A 24,053-nucleotide genomic window follows, 5' to 3' on the forward strand; every position below is an offset into this window, starting at 1 on the left:
AATCCGTTCAGGAAGGCCAACGCGTCCACAATTCGGACACTCCATCAGCGGAGTTCCCGGAAGCTTTCTACACTCTTCTAGAGCCGCTTCGAGATGGCGTCGTACATCGGTTGACTCCGCGCGAGTCAAGGCTTGTGCGAGATGCATTGCGAGACGTTCTCGGGCGGTCGTACCGTCAGTGGGGCCTCTATTCTCAGTCATCTCTCCACCCAATTAGCTTCGATAAACTTCACACGGTCCCAGACACCGACGAGGAGGAGAATCGTGGGTCGCTACTTGTCTCCATGGTCGTCAAGCGAACTGACGACCTCGACGAGTTCGTCTACGTTATCATCGTATGCCTCCTCTGCCTCATCGGTGAACGGCGACTCACCCACCTCATAAGCGTCGAGTCGGGCGCGAGTGTGTGCGACCGCCTCATCGAGCCACGCGTCTCGCGTCTCCGCATCGACGGAAATGATGTGTTCAGGTTCAACTGCGACATTCGTTCGGTCACCGGACTCGTACGCCCGGTGCTTGCCAATGACGGCGACGTACGATGGCGTCTCTGCGTTCCGTAGCGTGTCCATCGCGTCTGGTTGATATTGCCCCGCGTAGACGAATACAGGCTCGGAGCCAGCGTAGACACGTCCTTGCCAGTACTCACTGTCCGACCCGACATCCCGAACTTCAGTGAGCGTCCCAACAATCAACACACGGTTGAGCGCCGCACCCATCGGAGAGAGTCCGAAGACTGGCGCTCGCTCGTCATCCGACTCCTGAAACGTCTGTGTCGAAGCGTTCAATTCCTGTGCGAGGACTCGGCGAGCAGGCTGTCGAGCAGTCAGGGCAGGCTCAAGTACGTCGTCACTGAGGTCGCTCTCGTCGGAACATCGCTCCGCGTTGTCCACGAGGAAGTACGTCCCGAAGACGCTGCCAGTAAGGCGGAACCGGCGACCCAGAAGCTGGTCGCTGATCTCGTCGGCGACGACATCGGTCGAGAGTGCGTCCATCGCCATCGTCGTCGCATCATCCAACGAGATGCCGGTGACCGCTTCCGTCGCTTCCTCGTTGAACAGCACGCTGACCGACCGCTCACCGTCGTCGAGGATCGCCTTGATTCGGAGGTCGAAGTCGCCGTCTCGCTGCCCGTGTTCGGCACACCGGCCGTTCCGGAGAACGCGAGTGCAGTCGTCCTGTCCACAGCGCTTGATGAGGCCCGATCCTTCCTGAACGTCGACGATGCTCCCGACGACTTCGATCGTGCCGTCGCTGACCTCGACGGACTGGTCTGTCTCGCTGATCGAGGTAGCGGAGTTGCAACTCACCGAGAACCGGCCCTGGTACTCGTCGGTGACGACGCTCTCGAATTCGTAGGTGCCACCCTCTTCGAGTTCGGGCAGGTCGGCGCTGGCCCATACGACGAACTTGAGTCGGCCGGACTCGTCGCCCAGCAGTCCGACTTGGGCTATCTTCTCGCTCCGGGGCTCCCACAGTTCGACGACTTCGGCGACGACGTCGACCCACTTGTCGGCTTCATCGATGCTGTTGAGCATCGTTCGAGTGGCTTTCTGGGGACGTCCGCCGTAGCCCGCCAGTTTGGCGAGGTCATCAGTGAGATCGTCTCGGTCGAGGTCGGCATCGGTGCAGGCCTTCCGAACGATGGTTCGAACAGCCTCGTCCATCGGAACTCGGTAGGCGCACATCCGCTCCAGTTGGTCCTCTATATCGAGCTGGTCGAGGGCGAACGTCGGGTCGCTTCCGCCGGCAACTCGGGATTCGTCGAACGCCGCGAATGCGTCGCTGATGGTCTGGATACGATCCTGCAGGTCTGGGGCAACAGTGCTGGACATCGTTGTTCTCCGAGGAGGCATTGGAGAGAGCATTCGAGACACACCGATTCGCTATCAGGGTGTGTTTTCGTCGCTCACTCTCTGATTCTCCTCATCCCCTTGGGTATGATAAATCCCAGAATCAGTCGCCAGCAGGCCATGAAGTCTGAGAGCAGCCAGAGAGAAGTAGTCCTGCGGAAGCACGCGGAAAGTGACAATACAGTCGTGCGAGATACAGAGGATGAGTTCAGCACGATAGCAGCGAGATACGAGTTGATTTTACCTCTTAGCTGCCAGCAGTTTCAACAGCAACAGCACAAGGATAATTTCTGCAACTGCCGCTCCAATTCCAGCCAGGTCAATATTGAGTTGTGCAGACCCGGTGATGGCGGGAAGGCTCACAATCCTAGTAGTGATCCAAACTGTAACGATCAGGGCATTGAGTAAGATACCGATACCTAGAGTCCATTTACCTGGTCTAAACAGTAGGCTCACTCCGAGCAGTCCCTGGCTCATCCCTACAAAGAGGAAGAACAAGCCGGGCAAGAGTGTCACTACAAATGCTTCTGGGAGTATCCACAAGTGTATTGCTTGGGACGTGAACGCGAGCCCTGCTGCGAGGTAGCGAACAGTTGTGATTTTAGCCGATGCTGATTGATCATGGCGGTTCCGATTTACGATGCCCATTCAGACCACCTCGAAATTTGCCATCATCATCATGTCCTCGTGTTCCAGGTTGTGGCAGTGGAAGACGTACTTGCCGCGATAGGGGGTGAACTTGGCGACCACCCGTACGTTGCCGCCGTCCAGGAAGACAGTATCTTTCCACCCGGCATCGTAGGGACCGGGTGGGCCGCCATCACGGGATATGACCTTGAAGTGAACGAGATGCATGTGGATTGGGTGAGCTGGGTCGGCGTCAAACTCCCAGATTTCAGTGGAACCGAGGCGAGGGTTTGCATCAATTCTCTCTGGGTCGTACCCGTTGCCGTTGATTGTTGACATCCCGCCAAGCACACCTGCGAGGAAAAAGAATCGTCGGGTCACTTCCGCATCCTCGGGACTTGGGAACTCGAGTTCTGGCGCGAGTTGAGCTGGAATTTCGCTCTCCTCCTTCTCTTCACGGACGACTTCAAACCGCATTACATCGGACACCCGCCCAGTTCCACGTCGGTTAACGAGAGTCACCTCCGATCCCACCGAGTATTGTGAGAAGTCGACGACGACATCGAACCGTTCTGCGGGGGAGATGAGGAGTTTGTCATGGCGGATCGGTTCCGAGAGCAGGCCGCCGTCACTGCCTACTTGGACGAAGGAGTTCCCTTCCGACGGTGAGGGTTCAATGGCGAGTTCGTACGTTCGCGCGTTCGACGCGTTCAGAATGCGGAAGCGGTACTTCGTGTTAGAAACCTCCATCCGCGGCCACGGCGCACCGTTGACGAGAATCGTATCCCCGAAGACTCCGGTGTGGGGCCCGAAACTCGTTGAGGCGAGTACGCCATGCTCGCCCATGAGTGACGGATCAACCGATGGATAGTACATCTCTCCGTCGTCGGTGAACGTCCGATCTGCGATCATAAGCGGTACCTCCTTCTCCCCGTCGGGAAGCGGAAGCTCATCCTCGATGCCGTCGCGGATGATATAGAAGCCTGCCAACCCTTTGTAGACCTGTGGCCCGGTGAAATCCATCCGGTGGTCGTGATACCACAGCGTCGCTGCCCGTTGCTGGTTCGGATATGTGTACTCCTTGGAACCGTGTGAAATGCCGGCGACGGTGCCGGAGATATGCCCTGGGAGGTCTTCCACTGAGAGATCGGGCGGGAGGATGAGATCCGTAGGGAACCCGTCACTTTCTGGGGGTGTTACCCCACCATGCAAGTGCGTAGAAACAGGGACGGGGAGTTCGTTCCGGTGCTCGATTACTACTTCCCGGCCGCTTCTCGCCTCGATGGTCGGGCCCGGGAAGAGACCATTGTATCCCCAAACCGTGGTTTCGTATCCTGGGAGGATTTCGACTGTCCCCTCTTGTTGTGTGATTTCGTAGTAGTCCGTCGTCTCGTCGGTTCGACTCGGTTCAAGAACTGGAGGCACAGGAAGTGGGGCCTCGAACTGTTCTACACGAGGACTCGTCACAGTGGCGGATTCAACGAGACGGCCAACAGGTCCTGCAGTCCTTCCAAGAGGGATTCCAAGTCCCACACCGGCCATCAGACCTAGTTTCGAGAACTTTCTTCGGCTGAACTTCATTTCTCAGCCCAAGGAAAGGCCCGATCAGCGGTCAAGCTTCACGTAAACATGTTGCCCTCGATGCCTCCACCTCTACCCATACACGGTGGGGAACACCAGGTGAAGACTGAGTTTTCGATAATGAGAAGGTGAACATGTGTACGTCAAGCCTGATTCATCGACACGGACTCTTCCTATGTGATGACGTCAGTAACTGACCTACAGTGGAAACAGATCGTCGTTGGTGGCATCGCACCCTACGTTATCTCGACAGGGTTGCTCATTGCAGGAATCGTCGTATACACGTTCGTCGTTGCGTTCGGAACGGGAGGAGAGCCCGCCCCTAATGCATTACAGCAGTTCAACACAGTTTCGGGTACGATACTCTTCCCCATCGCGACGATCTTACTGACTGTCGTCGCATCGGGCTGGGTTGCTCGTCAAGCAGACCCTGATGCAGTAACGTCCCACGGCATTGCAGTAGGTATCCTTGCGGGGATCGTGGGCCTAGCCTTTGGAGCCCTCGATCCGATGATGTTCTTGCGCTTCGTCGTCATCGTTGGTGCGGGATTACTCGGGGCGAGGCTATTTTCTGCCTCTTAGGATTGGTAACTCAGCTATGAATAATTCGATCGACTCCCTTAATGAGGACATCGGATTCGTCCTGGTTCATGGGGCAGGGTTTGATGTGTGGATCTGGGAGAACGTAGCTCCGCTTATCGAGGCCCCAACGCTATCGGCTTCGTTCCCTGCCCGGAAGGCAGACCAATCTGCGCGAGACAGTCTTCGATTGGTCGGTTACACGGGTGCGATCCTTGAACAAGTAGATGAGTGGGACGTTCGACGCGTTGTTCTCGTCGGACATTCTGTTGGTGGGACGGTTTGCGTTGAGCTCGCCGACTGCCTCTCTGAACGAGTTGTAGGTCTTGTCGGTGTGTGTGCGGGAATCCCAGCTCCCGGCCAGTCTTTCCTCTCCAGTTTCCCGTTGCATCAACGAATCGTTCAGAAGTTCATACTACGCTTTAGCGGAACGAGGCCTCCGGAAAGTGTCATCCGACTCTCACTCTGTGCAGAATTGAGCGACACACAAACAGACTACATCGTCTCTGAATTCATCCCGGAATCACGTCATCTCTTTACCGATGCGGTGAAAGGAGAAATCCCAGAGATACCAACCAGATACATTCGAACGCGCTCCGATAAGTCGATCTCCGCTAACCAGCAGGACAAGATAGTTGATGCTATGGGTGCTGACGATGTTGTCACGCTTGACACGGGCCACCTGCCGATGCTGAGCAGTCCTGCCGAGTTGGCGTCTGCGCTTACTGACTTCGCAGATCAAATTCGGTGACAATAAAATCTGCTACGAGGGTTCGCTAAACGAGCCTCCACAGGCTTCGCCTAGCGGCTCAGGATACTCTTCTATTGTTACCTGGGAAAGAAATAATTTCACATTGACGTTTACAGATGCTCGTAAGACGAGACAGTTACTCTTGGACCCACACCGGATCATCTTCGTAAACATGTTCATCTGAATACTGATGCAAAAACGCGTACAGATATCTGCTGATGAGCTGCTTAACGAAACTCAAGAGAGACGCTGTGAGACACGGTTCCAGATCGGGAACCCAACTACCCAAGCTTGTCATCAGCGGGGGACTACAATGAGCCAATCTGGACCGAATCAAAAGGCTTTGATCATCGGCTGCGGGGTCGCCGGACCGGTCCTCGCGCTGTACCTCCAGCGAATCGGGATCACGCCAGTGATATACGAAGGACGACCAGAGCCACAAGACGACGCGGGATTCTTCCTCAACCTCGCTGAGAACGGAACGGATGTTCTGGAGACGCTCGGAATCAGGGAGGAAGTCCTCAGCGAGGGCCACGAATCGAACCGACTAGTCTTCCAGAACCACAAGCAAAACGAGCTCGGTGAAAATCACTCTGAGACGGTGCTGATCAAGCGAGGACTCCTGACCAAAGGTCTCCGCGAAGCGGCGACAGATCAGGGTATCACTGTGAAGTTTGGCAAGCGTCTCACGGACGTCCAGATTCCACACAATGACATGGTTATCGCGTATTTCGACGATGGCACAGAAGTCCACGGAGATCTCCTCATCGGCTGTGATGGAATTCATTCACAAACTCGGCGCTCCATTCTCCCCAACGCACCCGATCCCGAATATACGGGAATCATAGACTCCGGGGCGTTCACCAGAAATGACTCGATTCCACCGTCGGATGGAGTGATGAAGATGACGTTTGGTGTGGACGGGTTCTTCGGCTATCAGAAGGTTCCGACGGGCGAAATCTACTGGTTCGAGAATCACGAACGCGAGAAGGCTCCAGATCGGGCGGAACTGGACGCGATTTCGCAATCGGAGTGGAGAGAGAAGCTACTCCGACTCCACGAGGACGACCACGACGAAGTAACTGAAATCATTCGCTCAACTGACAGTGAAATCGGCAAGTGGCCAGTGTACGATCTGCCGTCGCTCCCGACCTGGCACAAAAAGACGGTTTGTCTGATCGGCGACGCCGCTCACGCGACTTCTCCGCACGTCGGTCAGGGAGCTTCACTTGCTATGGAGGACGCCGTCGTCTTGGCAAAGTGCCTGCGAGACGTTGAAGAGGTCCCGCAAGCATTCGAGACGTTCGAGTCCCTGCGACGGGACCGCGTCGAGGAGATCGTTGAGATATCTCGGGAGACTGGGAACCAGAAGGCACCATCCAATCTTGTCACTCGAAAAATTCGAGACCTCGTGCTCCCGTTCTTCCTGAAGCGAGGAGTAGAGAAGTTCGAAAAAATCTACTCGTACAGAGTAGACTGGAGCGAACCAGTATGAGAGACATCATTGAGGATGAATGTGTACAGACGGGTCACCAATTCAATACTCAATATGGTAGTCGGACGAAATCGAAACAGTATCCGACGAACCTCTCGGTCGCCCTTGGCGGAGCGAGTCTCGTATGTTTGGGAGTTGCCTCTCTCGCCAGTACATTGGTCGCATACACGAACCCCGTGAATCCGCTCGGCCTACTGCTACTTGCTACCGCTTTCTTCGTCTCTGCAGGCCTTCTTGGCGCACTCAGTCTCGTGTGGTATCTCGCACGAAGGGTGGCGTCGCGTGTGACAACGGTAATCAGAAAAGGCCGGTGTCAGCTCGCCACGTGGCTTGAGCGACGCGAAGCGAGATATGTGGTGCTTCGGGTCATATGCCTCTCATCGTTGATCGCCCCGGCCGATAAGAGAACTCCGGAGGAGCGGCTGACCGAGTCGCTCACAGAGGTCCGAACCCGATACGTGGACGGACGACTAACCGAGCGTGAGTTTGAAGAAGAACTGTCGAGGCTGCTCGAAGTGGAACAGAAGATGTAGTCGTAGATGATCGATATAGCGTCGTTCTGTGGAAACGCCGTAAGCTGGAATTCTGAGGATCTGAACTACCGACGGACAGATGTGGGCTATTCCGGAACGAGGAAGCGTTTGATGTCGTCGATTTCTGCCCGTAGCGCACCTTCGAATGCAGTGGGGATGTTATCGAATGGAGTAACGTCGACGTGAGCGTGCGTTCTCGTGGTGTCGAGTTTCCATGTTCCGATTACTGTGCCGTCAGCAACTACGGTTGGTCGGATGATTCCCCCACCAGGCCATACGTGCGCTTCGTTCACGGCTGAGATGGCGAATTCACGGGTTTCGTATCCAAGTAAGTACGACTCGAACGCGGGCAGTAAACGGAGATAGTGATCGATCTCACTGGGGCAGTCCTCTTCGAAGACGCGTAACGGTTTTTGACTCTCGCTGACGGCCGTCGTTTCGTCTTCGATTGCCGCCCAGCCAGCGCACATCAATCATCGGCAACTTAGACCACGAGGCGAAGTCATCAATCGTAGCGGGTTGGTATGCGGAGAGATATCGTCGATCAAGGATTTCAAGGCTGGGCCCTCGATCCGGGAAGTCGTCGATACCTACCCACTCTTCGAGTAGTCCGTACGCCTCTCGACCATCTTTTGGGGAAACTTCACAGAAGACACCTCTCAAGGCGCCCTGGCGGATGAGGTGATGCGGTGCCTGTCCGTCTGGATCGAACTCGAGGTCCGCATTCTGGAGAACATCAACGATCTCGAAGCGAGTTAGGTGACCGTATTCGTGTATGGCATTTTTGATGACCTCGATTGCCTCCTCACATGTTGCGGCGTTGAATCCAAGATCATCGAGCCGAGACCGACTCCGAGCGGAGAATACTGGACCGAAGGCAGATAGCATCCACGGCACATCATTGGTGGAAACGAGATGCATTGTACCCCGCACACACCATGTTCGTAGGACGGTTCGTTCCTCAATACGTGCTCTCTCGACCGCAGTTAGTGTCAGTCCCGAACTTCGCGCTCTCACACCCAGAGCGGCGGACAATGGCTGTTGTGCCTGGAGACCACAAACGTTCTCGGTAACTTGTTCCACGCGCTGTGCAGCAGCCTCTGGAACGAGCGACTGTGAGCGAAGACGCGCACGTCTGACTTCGGCAGGCGAATAGTTGTATTGCATAGTGTTTGTTGACGACCCGACTTCACTTCGTGCAAATACCTACCGTAGGATACTGACCGATGCTACCAGTCGACTTTGACGTATGGATTCGTATCAGGGCGACCACTAGAGAGAAACAACTCAAAACTATCTAATTCAACTGTCCACGACCAAATCGTCTCGATGTCTGTCAATCCACCAGTATCCGAACAGACACAGACACCTGTGTCAGGGTCTGATAGCATTTCCTGCAGTTCGTCGAGTGAGAACTGAGGCAAGACTGCGTCTATCCGGTTGTGAATGGCTGCCAGCCGCGACTGGCTTTCTGTATGGCCGTCGTCTTCGGGTTGGTGTCGGGCCATGCACGACGATTGGAAGTGATTCGTCGCCACCCCGACTGTCTCAGGATACCAGCTAGTCACTTCTTCGGGACTCGCCTCAACGACGGCTATCGACCCAGTGCGATCGGCCAGTAAGAAATTCGTGTTCCGTGAATGCGGGACTCCCTCTAAGAATTGTACCCCCTCGAAGACGGTCTTACATGTTTCCAACACGGCTCGTGTTGCGAGCGTGAACATCAATCCTGGCCTGAGCCCACGGTGAGGGACGAAGCTGTGGCCCACCGCGAGCCCGACTTCGTTGATACCGTCGTGACGACCAGTCCAGTGGTCCGAACATCCCACATGGGAAAGTCCTTCAGAAGGCCGTGTTCGGTACAACGTAGCAAAGTCGGCGAATTCCGTCGAAAAATCGTAATTCCTCCCGAATAGGGGGCTGCCGCCGTTGACATCACCTGCGAATGCGACGACTGAACATCCGGCATCCAACCCGAGTGCAATCGGAATTGCTGCAATGCTGTCGAAATCCCATTCTCCTATCTCGGCGATACTGCGAAGTTCGTCAATAACCGCAGGGAAGGCTTCCTCAATTATAGGGAGACTATTGTTTACGAATTGTCGCTGGGCAGGAGAGGCTGACGGGGGCGTGAATCCGGCCTTTTCAAGCATCTGTCCGTACTGTCGGCCCATCTCGGTGGGCGTTCCTGAAAGCGTGACTACCTCCATTACAGGTCTACCAGAAGAGGACGTCTAAGAGTAGAATGAATATGCGGGTGAAGATGTTCACTACGTTCTCATGTTTATTTACTCAGCGGCTGCCTCTTCGAACAGAAGAATTTCGTTTCCTTCCGAATCGACGAAAATGGCTTCGATTCCACGATCTGATTCCTCTGGTTCGGTCGTGAAATGGACACCACGGTCCAAGAGCGTTTGGTAGATCCCCTTACAATCACTGACCTCAAGGCCGAGCATGGGGTTGTGACCGATCAGCTCCGAATACCGTTCCTGATCGATGCCACCGAACCAATCTGGTGATCGAAGAATCAGTTGCGTCTGGTATTCTCCGGGTGGGGCGACCGTCAACCACCGATCTTCTCCCATCGGGACATCTTCAGTTTTCACGAAACCCAGAGTCTCTGTGTAGAATCGGAGAGCCTCCTCTTGATCCGCTACAATCAACGAGCAGTGACTTATCATAGAGATACAACTCTCATCTGTTGGGTCCATTGGCTGTGTTCACCGACTCATATGACTCAGGGGGAAGAGAAAGCAGTTCAGGTGAACATGTTTCTATGCCAATTTACTGTAGAAGAGACGGGCTCTGGATTAGTGACGGGGAGACAGAGACTGCTTCCTACGAAGTGACGAACAGAGTACATCAGAAGCAGAGAAACAGATGACCAAAAAAAAAACTGCAAGGGGATCACCAAACCAACTCGTGCGTTACTCGCTCACAGCGATTGCTCCTTTCATTCCCGCCGACCGGTGGGGCTCACAGACGTATGTGTAGACACCGCCGTCGTCGAAGGTGTGTTCAAACGTATAACCGCTTGAAGACGAGAATTCTGACTGAAACTCGCCGCTCTGTGCGACGACGTTGTGGGTACCTCCACTTCCGGTCCATTCCCAAACGATGGTTGTGCCAGACGAAACCATTATCGCAGGGGGGTCGAAGGCCAGTCCCTGGCTCCCCGCACCGACACGTATAGTTACGCTCTCCTGGCCTCGCCTGTCCACGGTTCCGCTGTAGTTGCTTACATCGTTGAACCAACCATCGTAGTCAGGACCTGGTTCAACGTACGTCTCGTCAGGATTCCTTGCTGCATCAGCATCCTCATCTGAATCACCCAAACATCCCGCAAAGGCTGCAGAGAAGCCTGTCACACCGAGTATTCGAATGACGTTACGACGGGAGTATATGTTGAATTTTTCACTCATAATTTTCGTTGGGACTGCTGTCGATCCGAGGTCTGGTCGATACATCAGATTCGAACAGGCGATACCAGGGATTGGCTTTCCACCGTTCAAGCTCTGGTTTTTGTTGATTTGACATCTTTTTGTGCATGGTATGTAGTCTCCTCAAGAGTGGCTCCTAGACGTGACTTCTTCCCACGCGTGTCGGATAGTGACCGTCGAGAGCCAGAATATCACAACCGCATTGACGGGATGAACAGCTCCTACGAGCGACCCAAAGCGATGGGCAGTGCTGAACTGTACGAAGTACAAGAGAAAGATGACGACTGGAAGTACTTTGTGAATACGAGACAGTCGTCCGATGAACGCGAGTACAACCAACAACAGGAGGAAGACCGGTAGGACGTTACCGAACGAGACGTGGGTACTCCATCGGGCCGAGTCGACGAACACTGCCATACCGGCAATGTAGACCTGAATGAGGATGCTTGCTGTGAGGAGTACGGCTGCTCCGAGGTAACTGTATGTAGCCCATCGGATACGCGGCGAAGCGTCGGTTTTCTTGTCGAAGTTCTCAATCAGTGCTGAGTATGTCACAGTAAGGGACTTCGCGCTAAATTGGATGAAAATTCTCGTGAACATGTTGTCCTGAGAGTGGTGTCAGACCTTTCGTGACTCATTGAATGAAAGCCCAGAACCCAGCACAGAGAAGAAAAGTAAACATGTTCACCTCCATCTCCATTACCTCACGAAGCCAAGCAAGACCATGCCACGTGTACGTCTTAAAGTCGGGCCGATGCCGGATATGAGAGCTGTTGCCCGAGAATTTCCAGACACAGTCATTCGATTTCTGGCGAATTACCCGACTAAGATAGGCGTCTGTAGTGTCTTGGAAATCCGAACTGGCGATCCAGACCGTTTTATTCGAGAAGCACTGGAACATTGGGAGGCGGATACCATCGAAATACTACACCAGGATGAGGACACAATCGTTCTAACCTTTGAAGGCCAACCACCTGAGGGATACTTTGTTTCCAAAGATATCGGGTACCATCCGACGACTCCCGTTGTCGCCCGTGACGGCTACCTCTTCATCGAATTCGTGATGCCAGAGTCAAAGATGGCAGATTTGTGGGAGGCGCTTGACGAGCGCGACATCGAATATGAGGTTCTTTCAATCACCGATGGATACAACGTCCTCGATTCGCTTACTGCTCGGCAACGAGAGATCCTCACAGTCGCCATCAAACGTGGCTACTATGATAACCCTCGTGAGTGTTCGTTGACTGATCTTGCTGAAGAACTTGGGGTGAACAAATCGGCTGTTAGTGGTATTCTACATAGAGCTGAAGGTGTAATCATTAAAGATGCTATCGGAGATTTGCATGATGAACAGTGAAGTAAAGCGTTGGGTGATGTGAAAAAATAATTCACTGTGAAATACGCGCGCTCTACTCACCACGGCCGCAGGAAGTTACCAACAGTAAAACTGCTTTTTGAGAAGCCCAATGAATCACCTCTCACCCAAGCGTGAAAGCAGTTCGTCGGTCCTGTCTTTGGCCTCGTCACGAGAGACGCCTTCGTCGGCGTAGCGCTCAATGACGCGAGCACGGATCTGACCCTGGTCCAGCGTATCACGAGGTTCGATGTACCCGTTCTCTTCGAGGTACGTTTCCAGCTTGTCCGCTTTCCCGCTACGGAAACGGTTTACCTCGCCATTGTGCAGAGCTCCGACGATCTGTCTTCCATCCCCATTGACCGATTTGGCAAGGGCAGAGACCTCGTCGATGAAGTTACCGCTCACAGCGCCAGAGGCTTCGAGAACCTCTCGATCAACGGGCTCGCCACGACCAACCTTCCAAGCGTCGACGAACTCGCTCAGCGCCGCAGCATTCTCCTCTACTATCGTTATCTGGTCGGAACCAACGGAGGAGAGGTCTCCGTTGCCCCACTGGAGCAGGTTGTTCAGCTGTCCCCAGTGCCCGATTCCGAGCTCCAGGAGTTGATGGAGGGTTTCGACATCGTCGACCACGTACCACAGGTGCGCTGTCCCGACGCCTCGGTGCGGATTGAACGAGTCCACCGCGAGTTCGTCCCCATACGAGGCGTGGTCGTGACTGTCGGGACTGGGTGCCTTCGGAGTGAACGATTCAACAGATTCCAGTTCGGGAATGTGGACCGAATCGTCGACATCGCGAACCGTTGCAAGGTCGATGATTTCGTGGGTGACGCCGTTCGTGCGCTCCAGTGCAGCAGTCCACTTCGCCACTTCGTCGCCCTGTGCGGTGAAATAGAAGACCTGCCGACCGTTCCGAGCGAGTTCGATCGTCGACTCGATGATGGTCTTCGCCCTGCGGTCGTCGGTGTTTGCGAGTGTCTCGTCGAGGAGGAGCGGAATCCGAACGCCCTGTTCCTGCTGTTCGACGAAAGCTATTCGGACGGCGAGCAAGACCTGGACCCGCGTCCCGCTTGAAAGCTCGTCGAGCGCGAGTCCCTTCTGTTTGGATTCGTCGAACGCACGGAACTCGGCTTCGTTCTCGTCGAAGTCCAATCGATATCGGCCGCGAGTGATCGTCGTCAGGATTTCACGAGCACGCTCGAAGACGTCAGGGCGGCTCGTCTCCATCGTCGCCTCCTGAACGTGATCCACCAGGACGTCGCCAACCATCGCAGCACAGTCGTCCTCGAGTTGGTCTTTCAGTTCATCGAGCGCCCGGTCACGCTCCGCGAGCGCCGTTTCAACTTGGTCGTCTGACTTCGCCTGCCTGATCTCTGCCTTGATATCGGCAATCCGTGACTGCAGGTCGTCGAAATCCTCGGCAGTTCGTTCCGCCTCACGGACCTCTTCTCTGAGGTCAGCAATCTCCTGCTCCTTGAGGTCCGGTTCGAATTCTGGGTAGCTTTCGAGTTCTTCGGCCTCCGTGTTCGCCCTGATTTCGGCCTCTCGTACAGCCTCCGCAGCCGAGTCGTATGCTTCGACCTGCTCACAGAGTTCCTCCAACTGATCGTGGTCATCGGAGTTGAGCTCCAGATCTGCAAAGATTTCGTCGCGTTCGTCCTCCAGCCCATCTATCTTCTCGGTCGCTTCCTGAATCGTCTCAGTAGCCTGGTCGAGGTCCCGCTGTGCGGTTTCGCGTTGCTGTTCGCGGTTCTCGAGGTTCCGGATTGCCTCGGTCGCCTCGCCGGAACTCTGGACGTCGTCGTAGCCGTAGGGGTCGAGCTTCGCTTGGAAGTCTTCACGGGCGGTCTCGATCTGCTCGTCGACGGTTCCGATGCGCTCTTGAATTCCTTCAACTTCGTCGTGGGGGCACTGTCTAGATAAGCCAGTTTGAGAAGCGAGCAAGTCCTAGAGTTAGTGATTCATGCTACTCTCAGACTTGCTCAAACAGAGTTTAGACACGGCTACGCTTGAATGTTGGCAGCGAGAGAGGACGGCAACGCCCGTCAGGGCGTTCGCCGTCCGACTCCACTCAGCAGGACTTTCACTCAGAGAAACACAAGCAGTTCTTCGATTAATCGGTGTAGAACGGTCGTTTCAGGCTATATTTCAGTGGGTGCATCGACTTTCTGATAGCCTTTCAGACCCGCCGAAGGCGAAGCCGAGGCGGGTCGCAGTCGACGAGACCGCTATCAAAATCAATGGTGAATGGTCTTGGCTGTATGCTGCAATAGACCTCGACACAAAATTGATTCTTGACGCTACGTTGTTCAAGCGTCACGGCACGAATCCAGCAGCTGCATTCCTGTTTGGGCTCGCTGAGAAACACGATCTCTCAGACGCTGTGTTTCTAGTCGACCAGTTCGGCTATCGGACTGCCCTTGCTCGGTTAGGACTGAACGGTCGGGTCGACTACACCGACCGAAACCTCATCGAAAAGTGGTTTCAGACACTGAAGATACGAGTTGACCGTTTCCACAACTCATGGGTGGGCAGTCGGCTGAGCGTTCGCCGATGGATTGCGATGTTCGTACATTACTATAACGTTCAGCGACCGCATCAGTCGCTCGATGGACGAACGCCAGCTCAGGAAATTAACTAGACGGTGCCCCATAGAGAAATATATCTTAATTTTGATAATTGGTCGGGCCACTTGCAAAATCGATGTTGAGTGTTCCACCGAGAGATGGAACTAATTCTGGGTCAGTTCTGGAGATTCGGAACAATATGAGATGTTATATCAAATCCACTTTTGTGGTTCTCTTGTCAGATTCTTCGTTTTGGTGCCTTCTGCTTGCGGGCGCGCTCTGGAGAAGCCGCCTGGGATCGAGTGTCGTATCCTGCCACTGCCGAGTTGCAGAGTCACGGGCAAGATCCGCATTCTGATTAGGAGTAGATGAGAGTACTCTCATCTCACGAACCGACAGCGGAACGCTGGGAAACTTCCTGCCAACGATTCCGGAAGTGTACTCTGTTTGTTCGTCTGGACGTAACACACAGCCTCAGGGTGAGACGAGACGCCCCCCGATGACCCCGGCATATATGTCAGCCCGCCCGCTTGACGTACTCGACTATGGACATCGAGGAGGGAGATATCCTGACGTACGAGCGAACCTTCACCGAGGAGGACATCAGACAGTTCGCCGATGTGTCCGGGGATATGGGTGCACACCACGTCGAACGTGACGACGAGGGTCGATTGATGGCCCAGGGTTTGCTCACCGCGACGCTCCCGACAAAAATCGGTGGCGAGCTGAACTACGTCGCGCGGACGCTCGACTTCGAGTTCGTCAAGCCAGTCTATGCAGGCGACACCGTGACCTGCGACGTGGAGATCACTCGCCTGGAGCCCGGAGAGAAGCGGACGAGGCTCGCGTCGAAGTACGTCTGCCGGAACGGAGATGGCGACGCTGTGCTCAGGGGTGAATCGGATGGGATGATACCGGGGAAAGCTGCCGACTGACGGGCTGGCGCAGACTGCTCAGCTGTCCTCGGCTCCGAGTGTCGACGACACGGCCGCGCGTTCGGCCCGCCGGAGCACGTCGCTGACCGTCGACGGCGTCACGTCGAAATCCGCTGCGAGATCCGCCAGCGAGCACTCTCGGGGAGAGTTGTAGTAGCCACGGTCGTAGGCAGCAGCCAACAGCTCGCGCTGACGGTCGGTCAGCCCGGGTCGACCTTTGCTCTCTGTCCGCAGGGTCAAAATCTCGACGCTTCCACCCGCCTTCTCAAGCTCAGCACAGAGCGCACCAAGTGATTCCTTCGCTGTAGTGAGTTCGATGTGTGCCAGCCCATCCCGAATCTCGATGGGGTACAGCGGTGGGACGCCGGCACGTTCCGCGGCACTGTATAGACGCGACCGGATTCTGTAGGAGACGAGCAGCCGCGTCGGCGTCTCGACAACCTCATCGAAGGCTGTGACCTCGGGGTCGGTTCGGCCTGCCTCACGGACATCGTCTGCAGCGATACCTTCGATTTCGAGTAGTGTGACGACGTCCGATTTGGCCGCGACCATCGACAGCACCGTGACCGTTGCGTCCCCATACCGGCGAGAAAGCCGGGCGACCCATAGCGTGTTGGGAAGGTCGACCCGGAGCCGTGCATAGGCCATACCGTCGGATGAGCGGGAGGAGTGAAGATCGTTTCGGGGTCACGGCTCCGGCAATGACGCGACGAACGCGGTGAACGCTTCGCCATCGTACAGCGGTGAACCATGCCCGAACAGCACGGTATCCGGTTCGAGAGCGGCAACCTTGCGGGCTGAATCGCGATTCATCACGGGATCGCTGGTGAAGAGTCCCGGTGGTTCGTGAAGCCCCTGACGAGTCGTCAGAAGGTGCATGTTCACGAGCACATCCCCGAGGACCAACGTGCCGTCGCGCTCACGCCAGAAGGAGACGTGGCCATCGCTATGGCCCGGAGTCTCGACTACCTCGAAGCCAGCAACAATGTCACCCTCGACGAGGGCACGGTCGACAGAGTGGCCAGGGCCGACCCAGAGATGCTGTTGGAGCCAGCCAATCGGACTGGCCGGCATTCGAGAGTAGACCGCGCCGCTCTCTGCGGTCTCGACCTCGGGCTCAGGAACCAAGAATGGGATGTCGAAGGCACGGCATACAGCTGCTGACGCCCCCTGATGATCAGGGTGGACATGGGTGAGTGCATGGGCAGTCACTTCATGATTGGAAAGTGCCCGAATGAGTGTGCGTTCCGCCCACTTCGTCCGGGCATCTACGAGGACATCGTCGACGAGATATGCGTTGATGCCGTCTCTCACACCTCCGAGAGAGTAGACACCCTCAGCGACTTCTTTCATCGAAGACTCACTGGGAAGCGAGCGTGATGGGTTCTCATGGCTATAGCGTCGGAACTGTTCATATTCCCGCAGACGTCCGTCGTGTATCTCAACGTTCTGCGCTACACGTTCGATTGCTTAAGTACTGGTCGCGAGAGAACGGTATCGGTCTCACTGCAGAAGTGCGCTTGGACGCGCTCGTGCGACCAACATGGTGGTGAAACACCTACATCCATCTCAGACGAACGAAGGTCGAACGCTGCTGCAGCCAATGTCAGCCGGTCCGGGAATTGCCGGTTCGGGACATCATTCGAAGTAGACTACATGAACAGCAACCACGTATCTGATGACCGAGAATGACAGGACGACGGAGGATTATCGGTAACCGGTTTACTCTGGTGGCAGCCCTGGCAGTTTGCTGTACCACCATTTCCGCAGTCCTACTCACACCGACGCTCCCAAATCAAGTAGCAATCCACCTGTCGGCGGACGGAACACCCGGGAACACGGTACCTCGTTCCGTCGCCGTGGCGTTAATCCCGGTTACAATGCTCGGCACCTGGGGCGTCCTCCGCGGCGTCGAACGACTCGACCCACCTGACAACCCACGTACCATGGACGTCATCATCTGTAGCACGATGCTCCTCTTTAGCGGTATTCACATCGTGATATTAGCGGTCAACCTGGGCTACGCCGTCCCGATGGCGCTGGTATTCCTCGGGATCGGTTTCTGGGCCAGTTTCGTGGTCGGCTACACGATCATCCACGAGGAGGGAGATTGATTATCGTCGACACTGATTCGGGCGAGAAGCATAGGGAAAGACCCAGAAAAGGTCTCCTTGAGCCCAGTTTCCAACGTCTCCGAAACAGCTATAATGTGTAAAGCTACTTTTACAGTAAAGCACGCTTTACATCTGGCGTGCCAGATACCGATGCAACACCACCAACCCAGCTACAAATTGAACCCGCGCATGACTCATCCGTCACCTCAAATCCACCCTGTCCACACTTTGGCTCACAGCAGTCAACGCACATCTTTCAGATCCGAACTCACCGAAAGGATTCGACTACAGCAATCACCGACTGGGGAATGTGCCCAATGACGGGTCGGATGTCGGTGACCACTGTCTATCTGGAAGCCATGCACAGGCACGCTGAAACAGCGACCGGCAAGAGGGAGGGAGCATGAGCAACGAATCCACCCCGGGGGCGAATGCAACGAAGACTGACTCTAGTCACTCTCATGGCCGACCAGCACCGGTCAATTCGCTGCCTCGAAGCACCCCCTGGACCCGGCAAGCGCGTGCGTTCGCGACGCGAACACTACGGGAACTGTTCCGAAACCGGGCCGCCCTCGTCTGGGGGTTGGCTGCACCGGTGTTCTTTTTCCTTGTCTTCGGTGTCGCACTGGGTGACCCAGGGATCCAGCGCGGTACGAACGCAGTCGTCTTCGGTGTATTCGGGTCGTTCAGTGTCTCGCTCGTTATCTTTGCCACTGCTCTTACAGCCGACCTGAAGGCAAAACGGTACCGTAAGCTCCGTTCGCTGCCAATCTCCCCATCCGCAGATGTGGTTGGCCGATTCCTCGGTGGGCTTTCTCTTTCAATCGTCTCATTCGTTGTCGTCCTTCTCGTTGGAGTCGCCACTGGTGGCACGCTCTCAATCCAATCTGCGATCTCTGTCCCAGTCGTACTACTGAGCCTGCTCCTGTTCTGTTTACTTGCGATGGGAGCAGCTGTCGTGGTGGCGTCGTTCCTCGACGACGGCGAATACGTCGTCGGCGTCACGAACATGTTGACGCTGGCGCTGTTCTTCTTGACCGGGTACAACGGTCTACTGCCAGGAATGGCACCGGGACCGATAGGCGATTTCGTCAACGTACTCCCCAATTCCCTGGCTTCACGGCTCGCTGTGTACCATCTCGTTCCAGTCGGTAGTGGCATGGAAACGCCGCTTGTCCCACCTGCACTGCCAACTGGATGGGTTCCAGTCCTCATTCTCGTTGGCTATGCAGTGCTTGGGGTAGCCGCTGGCTCTCTCGCGATGCGTCGTCGAATCTACGAAGGAGAGGGAGGTGAGTGATATGCCAGAAGAATCTGTTCAACGAGCGGGGAAAAAAGCTGAGACACCTATTGTTACTGCCAGTGACCTCGGGAAACGGTTCGAAAGCAGTGATTGGATATTCGAGAATCTGGATATCGAAATCCACCCTGGCGAGACAACAATTCTCATGGGGACGAACGGTGTCGGGAAGAGTATACTGCTCTCATGCCTTGCTGGCGGACTTCTCCCGACAACAGGTTCAGTCACTGTCTTTGGCAAACAGCCAGCTGAGGCACAATCGCAGCTGACTCTGCTCCTCCAGGATGGCCTCGCTGTCGAAGAACTCTCGGGGCGAGAGAACGCTGAGTTTTACTCGAAGCTGCATCCCGCGGCGACGGACGCATGGAGAGAGATCGCTGACCAACTGGAGTTAGAGGGGATGGACCGGCGAGTCAGGGAGTATTCTGGTGGAATGGCACAGAAGCTTGAGTTGGCCCTTACCCTCTCTGTCGACGTGCCACTGTACTTCCTCGACGAGCCGACGTCTGAACTGGACCCCACGGCTGTCGAGCGGTTCCACGGACTGCTCGAAGAGCTAGTTACGGAGGGAAAGACCGTTGTTCTATCCAGCCACTCACCTCGTGACCTCAGGGCCGCCGACAGGGTTATTTTCGTCTCAAGCACCGGTATTGTTGCCGATGGAGACCCATCATGGCTTCACGAAGCTGTCCCTCCCGTCGTGGTTGTCGAGGGACATACTGAGCAACTAGAGGAGGTCCTCCGTGGTGGTCGATTGTTCGACACCGATGCAGGTCGTCGAGGATTCCTTGCCGATGATGTCGACCCTGAAGAAGTCACGGACAGGGAATCGGTTGTTGGAGTTGAATCACCGAAATCGCCGGACATGTTCAACTATTACGCACACATCCACTGAGAACGGCCAACCGACTTTCGCCTCCTAGTGAGAGAGGCACCCGTCGACGAATCTGGTTCGTGTTGTCGGCTCTGGTCCTGGTTTTGAAATTTCGAGCGTTTCAGATGGTCAGGAGGGGTGACGAGGTAAGAATTAAGTAGCCGTGAAATTACGTAACCATATGGTTACGAATACGCCAGACCAACTCTTCACACACATCGACCTCATCAGTATCATCGTTCCGGACCAGGACGAAGCTCTGGAATGGTTCACTGAAACGCTCGATTTCGAACTCCGGCAGGACAATCCGATGCCTGAGGGGGGACGGTGGGTAATGATCGGAGTGCCAGGGCAAGAGAACCTAAACGTCGTGCTCCAGCCACCCGAATGGGGACCAGGTGGAGATGACCCCGAAGACCGTGCGGCACTAATCGGGACTGATATGCTCACGATGCACACCAATGACATCGAAAGCACTGTGGCCACCCTCCGAGAACGTGGGGTCAACATTACGAGCGAACCAGCGGAGGTCCCTTGGGGGACCTATGCGCTCTTCGAAGACCCGTTCGGAAACACCCATCAGGTCATCGAGCCTCCTGCGTAACCGATGGCTATCGACCTCGACATCTTCGAGTCACAAATCGAACACGAGACGGTGTACGAGCACCCGCCCGAAAGAGTCTGGCAAGCGCTGACTGAGAGCGATCTTCTCGCAGCGTGGCTTATGGAGAATGATCTGGACGAGATGGTCGAAGGCGAAACCTTCCAGTTCGAAGACGACCCCGTACCGCTCCTCTGGGACGGTACTGTCGAATGCGAGGTACTGGAGGTGACTCCACCTGAGCGATTGAAAATTTCGTGGGATGGGGGTGGCATGAACCCGGAGACCACTGTTACGTGGGAGCTGGAATCGGTCGATGGGGGAACGCGTCTCAGGCTAGCACATGAAGGACTCGATGGACTCCGGGGGCTCATCATGAAGACGGGACTCCGCGGTGGCTGGCAATCGATGCACGAGAAGCATCTGCCTGAATTGTTAGATAGAGTCGCTGCAGGCGAGACGCCCGGAAAAACGAACGATTGTAGTAGCCACCGCACCTCTCGTGACTGATGACGGCGGATTCGACGAGTCCGGAAGCGATCAGAGACGACGTATTCCACGCGCTTGCCGCAGAGCCACGCCGCCGACTCCTGCTCCTGCTCGCCACCGACGAGGCCGCCGTGGGCGAACTCGCCGCGGAATTCGATATTAGCCGCCCTGCAATCTCGGAACATCTGGCAGTGCTGAAGCGGGCGGGTCTCGTCTCCGCCAGGAAGGAAGGCAGACGACGAATCTACAGCCTCGAGGCAGACTCGTTGGCAGCAGCACTCTCCTGGTTTGTCGAACTGGATGAGTTCTGGGCAGGGCATCTTGAAGAGGTCGGTTCCAACCTCAACGGCGAACAGTGAGTACCGACGATGGTTACATAGCCATCACTTTCGAGGGCAGAGATGGTACTCTACATGCAATTCCAATCAAATGTGTAGAATTTCAACAGAGCCACTGTAACCGATTACAGGAACGACTTTTCATCCTCCTCCACCTCCTCTCGGTATGAACACTCACACCCTCCGGAGGGCAGATATCGCCTCTCTTGGTGTTATTATGCTTTCGCTCATTGGCGGGTCCCTCGCACTTCCTGCACTCCCAGGTGAGGTTACTGTCCAGTGGTCGGTCAACGGGTCCCCGAACACCGTCCTCCCCGCACTACCGGCAGTTCTATTACTACCCACCATCGCTCTACTCGCATTCGCATATCTCCGCGGTGGTGTACTCCTATCGGGCCGACGTACCGAGATTGGACCCAGAACCGGCTTCGCGGTTTTCATCGGTCTGGCCTACCTGCAGGGGGCACTCATCGCGCTCAACCTCGGTGTGTCGGTGAATCCGGTAGCTGCCGTTGCTCCAGCAGTGCTTGTCATCCTCGTAGCGACGTACGCTGAACGTGCGGGCTTCGTCCAGGGAGCATGACGGACGAATCCATCAGAGGTGCCAGTGATGAGTGAAGATCCTGAACCCGGCCAGTCACTCAATGCCGGCGTCACCGAGGCGGCGGTCGAACTACTCGCGAACCCGACCAGACTCCGTATCGTGGACGCTCTCGGGAAGCAACAGACGACCCGTCGTGAGTCGCAAGCAGTCGGGTTCGCCGAACTTCAACGATTGGCCGGTGCAGAGGATTCTGGAAACTTTGCGTACCACTTGAACAGACTCAGTGGGGCCCTCGTCGTCCAGACGGATGCGGGCTATCGACTCAGTGATGCCGGGTCACAGGTTTCGAGCATTCTCCACTCGCCACTCCTGCAGTCGGAAGATTCCGTGGAGGTAGAGACTGATTACGAGTGTGGGGTCTGCGGTGCCACAATCGTTGCGCGGACCACCGACGGTTGTATCGAGTTCCACTGCGGATCCGGCCATGGCTTCCGAACAGAGAGTGTCCCCGGCCCTGTGCTAGAAGAGAGCGTGGAGAGGGCCCTCAAACTGGCGCTCGGGCAAATATACACCGACCTCGAAACCATGACTCGAGGGCACTGTCCACGCTGTAATAACCAGATGAGATGGGGGACCGAGGCGATCAGTACCGAACTCGGTTCTCACCTTATCTCGGCAGAATGTAGCGCCTGTGCGATGGTCTGTGGGAGCCCCGTTACCACGTGGGCACTCGTCGACTGGGACATCCGGTCACGGCTCCATCTCGCAGGAATCGATCTCCTCGAGACACCTCTCTGGGACATCCGGGACCTGCCAGTCGAGGGACCGACCCGAGTCGGTGGTGACGAGGACACACCACCAGAGGAGACTCGCTTCAGACTCCGTTTCGAGGTCGGGGACGCAACGTTTACAGTCGAGATAGACGGGACCGCAACCGTTCTGTCTCTCAGAGACGAATAGGTCAAGGAGCGAGGCTCATCTGGTGACGACCCATGCGTTCAGATTGTCGATGACTCGCTCGTCGGCATGCTCCTTGCTCGGATATTCAGCGGACGGGCACTGTCTCTCACTGGGGCAGAAGAGAGGGTTCAGTGACGGACCCTGGAGGAGTTCCGCGAGGCTGTACGCTATCCGGGGAGCGGTTCATCCGACACAGCACCGACCCGTTCGTCGAGGGTAGTCAGAACCACGGAGTCGAGTCGGAATTCTTCGCCGGGGCTGAGGTCACCATACCGTTTCTTACCCTTCATCTGGAAATCATCGGGATCAGCCGAGACGCGGCTGGTAACGCCTCCATCATCGAAACCTCCTCACGCGGCTCGTTGCCGATCGAGACGACAACAGGAATCTGCTCTCCGTGAAATCGTACTCGCAATCTAGGGGCACCAACTGAAAATACAAAACAGAAATATTTTTGCTGTTTGGAAATGCACCTACTGGCAGGAGAGACGACCGAAAATGAACGTAGAGAAGACACTCGCGAAGCTGTTTGGCCTCGAGGGCGACAACTGGCTCCATCACGCAAACCCGAAGAGCGTATACTCTCGGTTTCCGGTCCTCGCTATGATCGCTGCGTCCGTCTGGAGTCGCATCTGGATAGGCGAGTACTTCCTCGTCCCACTGGCTCTGACGTTCGTCTGGACATTTCTCAACCCACACCTGTTCGACCGCCCTGCGTCGCTGGAAAGTTGGGCTGCACGTGGAGTGTTAGGTGAACGGATCTGGAAAGACCGGGCTGAATACGAAATTCCCGACGGGTTCCCGGTGAAGATACAGACCCTGAACGCCCTCAATTTTGTCGGCATGGTACCGTACCTCTACGGACTGTACGTGCTAGATTTCTGGATGATGGTTGCGGGCTTTTCGGTGGCGTTTCTGAGCAAGCTCTGGTTCTTCGACCGGATGGTGTGGCTTTACGAGGAGCTGCGCCACCTCGAAGAGGTCCGTGAATGGACCGCATAGCGTGAAGTAAGAACCGGGATACTCCTGTCTGGGTTAGCGAACCCGTCAACGTTGGCTCCACGAAAGTTGCTGGACCTGCTCGACCTCAGCCCAGAGTCATTCGGTGAGCTAATGCG

Annotated in this window: 28 protein-coding genes and 1 pseudogene; 17 read left to right on the forward strand and 12 right to left on the reverse strand. The window is 55.7% G+C overall.

What is annotated here, in order from left to right; all coding sequences use genetic code 11:
- Positions 1-272: 272 nt before the first annotated feature.
- From NOV86_RS21605 to NOV86_RS21615, 3 genes are all read right to left on the reverse strand, one after another.
- The gene (locus NOV86_RS21605) at positions 273-1,832 is read right to left on the reverse strand and encodes a hypothetical protein (protein ID WP_267643908.1); all 1,560 of its coding nucleotides are present in this window, start codon (positions 1,830-1,832) and stop codon (positions 273-275) included.
- 258 nt (positions 1,833-2,090) lie between these two features.
- A complete protein-coding gene (locus NOV86_RS21610) occupies positions 2,091-2,498 on the reverse strand; it encodes a hypothetical protein (RefSeq protein WP_267643909.1) in 408 nt (135 codons plus the stop codon).
- Positions 2,499-4,058, reverse strand: coding sequence for a multicopper oxidase family protein (locus tag NOV86_RS21615; RefSeq protein ID WP_267643910.1), 1,560 nt, complete (start codon positions 4,056-4,058; stop codon positions 2,499-2,501).
- Positions 4,059-4,238: 180 nt separating this feature from the next.
- On the opposite strand from NOV86_RS21615, the gene NOV86_RS21620 reads away from it, so the two are divergent.
- The 4 genes from NOV86_RS21620 (at position 4,239) to NOV86_RS21635 (ending at position 7,416) form a co-directional block, all read left to right on the forward strand.
- On the forward strand, positions 4,239-4,640 hold the full coding sequence (locus tag NOV86_RS21620; RefSeq protein WP_267643911.1) for a hypothetical protein: 402 nt from the start codon (positions 4,239-4,241) through the stop codon (positions 4,638-4,640).
- A gap of 16 nt (positions 4,641-4,656) precedes the next feature.
- Positions 4,657-5,388, forward strand: coding sequence for an alpha/beta fold hydrolase (locus tag NOV86_RS21625; RefSeq protein WP_267643912.1), 732 nt, complete (start codon positions 4,657-4,659; stop codon positions 5,386-5,388).
- Positions 5,389-5,701: 313 nt separating this feature from the next.
- A complete protein-coding gene (locus NOV86_RS21630) occupies positions 5,702-6,883 on the forward strand; it encodes an FAD-dependent oxidoreductase (RefSeq protein ID WP_267643913.1) in 1,182 nt (393 codons plus the stop codon).
- Between the two features lie 284 nt (positions 6,884-7,167).
- On the forward strand, positions 7,168-7,416 hold the full coding sequence (locus tag NOV86_RS21635; protein ID WP_267643914.1) for a hypothetical protein: 249 nt from the start codon (positions 7,168-7,170) through the stop codon (positions 7,414-7,416).
- 86 nt (positions 7,417-7,502) lie between these two features.
- Here NOV86_RS21635 and NOV86_RS23300 read toward each other — a convergent pair whose 3' ends face one another.
- From NOV86_RS23300 to NOV86_RS21660, 6 genes are all read right to left on the reverse strand, one after another.
- Positions 7,503-7,886, reverse strand: a complete 384-nt coding sequence (locus NOV86_RS23300) for a DNA glycosylase AlkZ-like family protein (RefSeq protein ID WP_368408805.1) — start codon at positions 7,884-7,886, stop codon at positions 7,503-7,505.
- Positions 7,792-8,583 (reverse strand): DNA glycosylase AlkZ-like family protein, encoded by a 792-nt coding sequence (locus NOV86_RS21640; protein ID WP_267643915.1) that lies wholly within the window; start codon positions 8,581-8,583, stop codon positions 7,792-7,794. Before NOV86_RS21640 ends, NOV86_RS23300 begins: the two co-directional genes overlap by 95 nt.
- A 62-nt stretch (positions 8,584-8,645) precedes the next feature.
- Complete coding sequence (locus tag NOV86_RS21645) at positions 8,646-9,626, reverse strand: C45 family autoproteolytic acyltransferase/hydrolase (protein ID WP_267643916.1); 981 nt, start codon at positions 9,624-9,626, stop codon at positions 8,646-8,648.
- 78 nt (positions 9,627-9,704) lie between these two features.
- A complete protein-coding gene (locus NOV86_RS21650; RefSeq protein WP_267643918.1) occupies positions 9,705-10,127 on the reverse strand; it encodes a VOC family protein in 423 nt (140 codons plus the stop codon).
- 216 nt (positions 10,128-10,343) lie between these two features.
- A complete protein-coding gene (locus NOV86_RS21655; protein ID WP_267643919.1) occupies positions 10,344-10,883 on the reverse strand; it encodes a halocyanin domain-containing protein in 540 nt (179 codons plus the stop codon).
- A gap of 96 nt (positions 10,884-10,979) precedes the next feature.
- Positions 10,980-11,411 (reverse strand): DUF6220 domain-containing protein, encoded by a 432-nt coding sequence (locus NOV86_RS21660; RefSeq protein WP_267643920.1) that lies wholly within the window; start codon positions 11,409-11,411, stop codon positions 10,980-10,982.
- Positions 11,412-11,580: 169 nt separating this feature from the next.
- Between NOV86_RS21660 and NOV86_RS21665 the strand changes: the two genes are divergently transcribed.
- Positions 11,581-12,213, forward strand: coding sequence for a helix-turn-helix domain-containing protein (locus NOV86_RS21665; RefSeq protein WP_267643921.1), 633 nt, complete (start codon positions 11,581-11,583; stop codon positions 12,211-12,213).
- A 114-nt stretch (positions 12,214-12,327) separates the two neighbouring features.
- Here the strand turns inward: NOV86_RS21665 and NOV86_RS21670 are convergent, their stop codons facing one another.
- On the reverse strand, positions 12,328-14,157 hold the full coding sequence (locus tag NOV86_RS21670; protein ID WP_267643922.1) for an ATP-binding protein: 1,830 nt from the start codon (positions 14,155-14,157) through the stop codon (positions 12,328-12,330).
- 19 nt (positions 14,158-14,176) lie between these two features.
- Here NOV86_RS21670 and NOV86_RS21675 point away from each other — a divergent pair, with 19 nt between their 5' ends.
- Both NOV86_RS21675 and NOV86_RS21680 read left to right on the forward strand, forming a co-directional pair.
- Positions 14,177-14,854 carry an IS6 family transposase gene (locus tag NOV86_RS21675; protein ID WP_267643923.1) on the forward strand — a complete coding sequence of 226 codons (678 nt, stop codon included), beginning with the start codon at positions 14,177-14,179 and terminating at the stop codon, positions 14,852-14,854.
- 471 nt (positions 14,855-15,325) lie between these two features.
- On the forward strand, positions 15,326-15,715 hold the full coding sequence (locus NOV86_RS21680; RefSeq protein WP_267643924.1) for a MaoC/PaaZ C-terminal domain-containing protein: 390 nt from the start codon (positions 15,326-15,328) through the stop codon (positions 15,713-15,715).
- An 18-nt stretch (positions 15,716-15,733) separates the two neighbouring features.
- Here NOV86_RS21680 and NOV86_RS21685 read toward each other — a convergent pair whose 3' ends face one another.
- Together NOV86_RS21685 and NOV86_RS21690 are read right to left on the reverse strand one after the other, a co-directional pair.
- Positions 15,734-16,363: a helix-turn-helix domain-containing protein gene (locus NOV86_RS21685; RefSeq protein ID WP_267643925.1), complete on the reverse strand. Its 630-nt coding sequence runs from the start codon at positions 16,361-16,363 to the stop codon at positions 15,734-15,736.
- Positions 16,364-16,402: 39 nt separating this feature from the next.
- Positions 16,403-17,029: an MBL fold metallo-hydrolase gene (locus tag NOV86_RS21690; protein ID WP_267643926.1), complete on the reverse strand. Its 627-nt coding sequence runs from the start codon at positions 17,027-17,029 to the stop codon at positions 16,403-16,405.
- A gap of 374 nt (positions 17,030-17,403) precedes the next feature.
- Here NOV86_RS21690 and NOV86_RS23305 point away from each other — a divergent pair.
- The 10 genes and pseudogenes from NOV86_RS23305 to NOV86_RS21735 all read left to right on the forward strand — a co-directional run.
- Positions 17,404-17,589 (forward strand): annotated as a pseudogene (locus NOV86_RS23305) (DUF1648 domain-containing protein); the annotation flags it as partial.
- Between the two features lie 6 nt (positions 17,590-17,595).
- Positions 17,596-17,829, forward strand: a complete 234-nt coding sequence (locus NOV86_RS21695) for a hypothetical protein (protein ID WP_267643927.1) — start codon at positions 17,596-17,598, stop codon at positions 17,827-17,829.
- 403 nt (positions 17,830-18,232) lie between these two features.
- Positions 18,233-19,129: an ABC transporter permease gene (locus NOV86_RS21700; protein WP_267643928.1), complete on the forward strand. Its 897-nt coding sequence runs from the start codon at positions 18,233-18,235 to the stop codon at positions 19,127-19,129.
- Between the two features lies 1 nt (position 19,130).
- Positions 19,131-20,024 carry an ATP-binding cassette domain-containing protein gene (locus NOV86_RS21705; RefSeq protein WP_267643929.1) on the forward strand — a complete coding sequence of 298 codons (894 nt, stop codon included), beginning with the start codon at positions 19,131-19,133 and terminating at the stop codon, positions 20,022-20,024.
- 160 nt (positions 20,025-20,184) lie between these two features.
- On the forward strand, positions 20,185-20,607 hold the full coding sequence (locus NOV86_RS21710) for a VOC family protein (protein ID WP_267643931.1): 423 nt from the start codon (positions 20,185-20,187) through the stop codon (positions 20,605-20,607).
- Between the two features lie 3 nt (positions 20,608-20,610).
- Positions 20,611-21,114, forward strand: coding sequence for an SRPBCC family protein (locus NOV86_RS21715; protein ID WP_267643932.1), 504 nt, complete (start codon positions 20,611-20,613; stop codon positions 21,112-21,114).
- On the forward strand, positions 21,114-21,452 hold the full coding sequence (locus NOV86_RS21720; protein WP_267643933.1) for an ArsR/SmtB family transcription factor: 339 nt from the start codon (positions 21,114-21,116) through the stop codon (positions 21,450-21,452). Before NOV86_RS21715 ends, NOV86_RS21720 begins: the two co-directional genes overlap by 1 nt.
- A 145-nt stretch (positions 21,453-21,597) precedes the next feature.
- On the forward strand, positions 21,598-22,014 hold the full coding sequence (locus NOV86_RS21725) for a hypothetical protein (protein WP_267643934.1): 417 nt from the start codon (positions 21,598-21,600) through the stop codon (positions 22,012-22,014).
- A gap of 27 nt (positions 22,015-22,041) precedes the next feature.
- Positions 22,042-22,935 carry a DUF7351 domain-containing protein gene (locus NOV86_RS21730; protein WP_267643935.1) on the forward strand — a complete coding sequence of 298 codons (894 nt, stop codon included), beginning with the start codon at positions 22,042-22,044 and terminating at the stop codon, positions 22,933-22,935.
- Positions 22,936-23,433: 498 nt separating this feature from the next.
- Complete coding sequence (locus NOV86_RS21735) at positions 23,434-23,937, forward strand: DUF6653 family protein (protein WP_267643936.1); 504 nt, start codon at positions 23,434-23,436, stop codon at positions 23,935-23,937.
- Positions 23,938-24,053: the final 116 nt, after the last annotated feature.

This window comes from Haloarchaeobius amylolyticus (genome assembly GCF_026616195.1).
Classification (GTDB): domain Archaea; phylum Halobacteriota; class Halobacteria; order Halobacteriales; family Natrialbaceae; genus Haloarchaeobius; species Haloarchaeobius amylolyticus.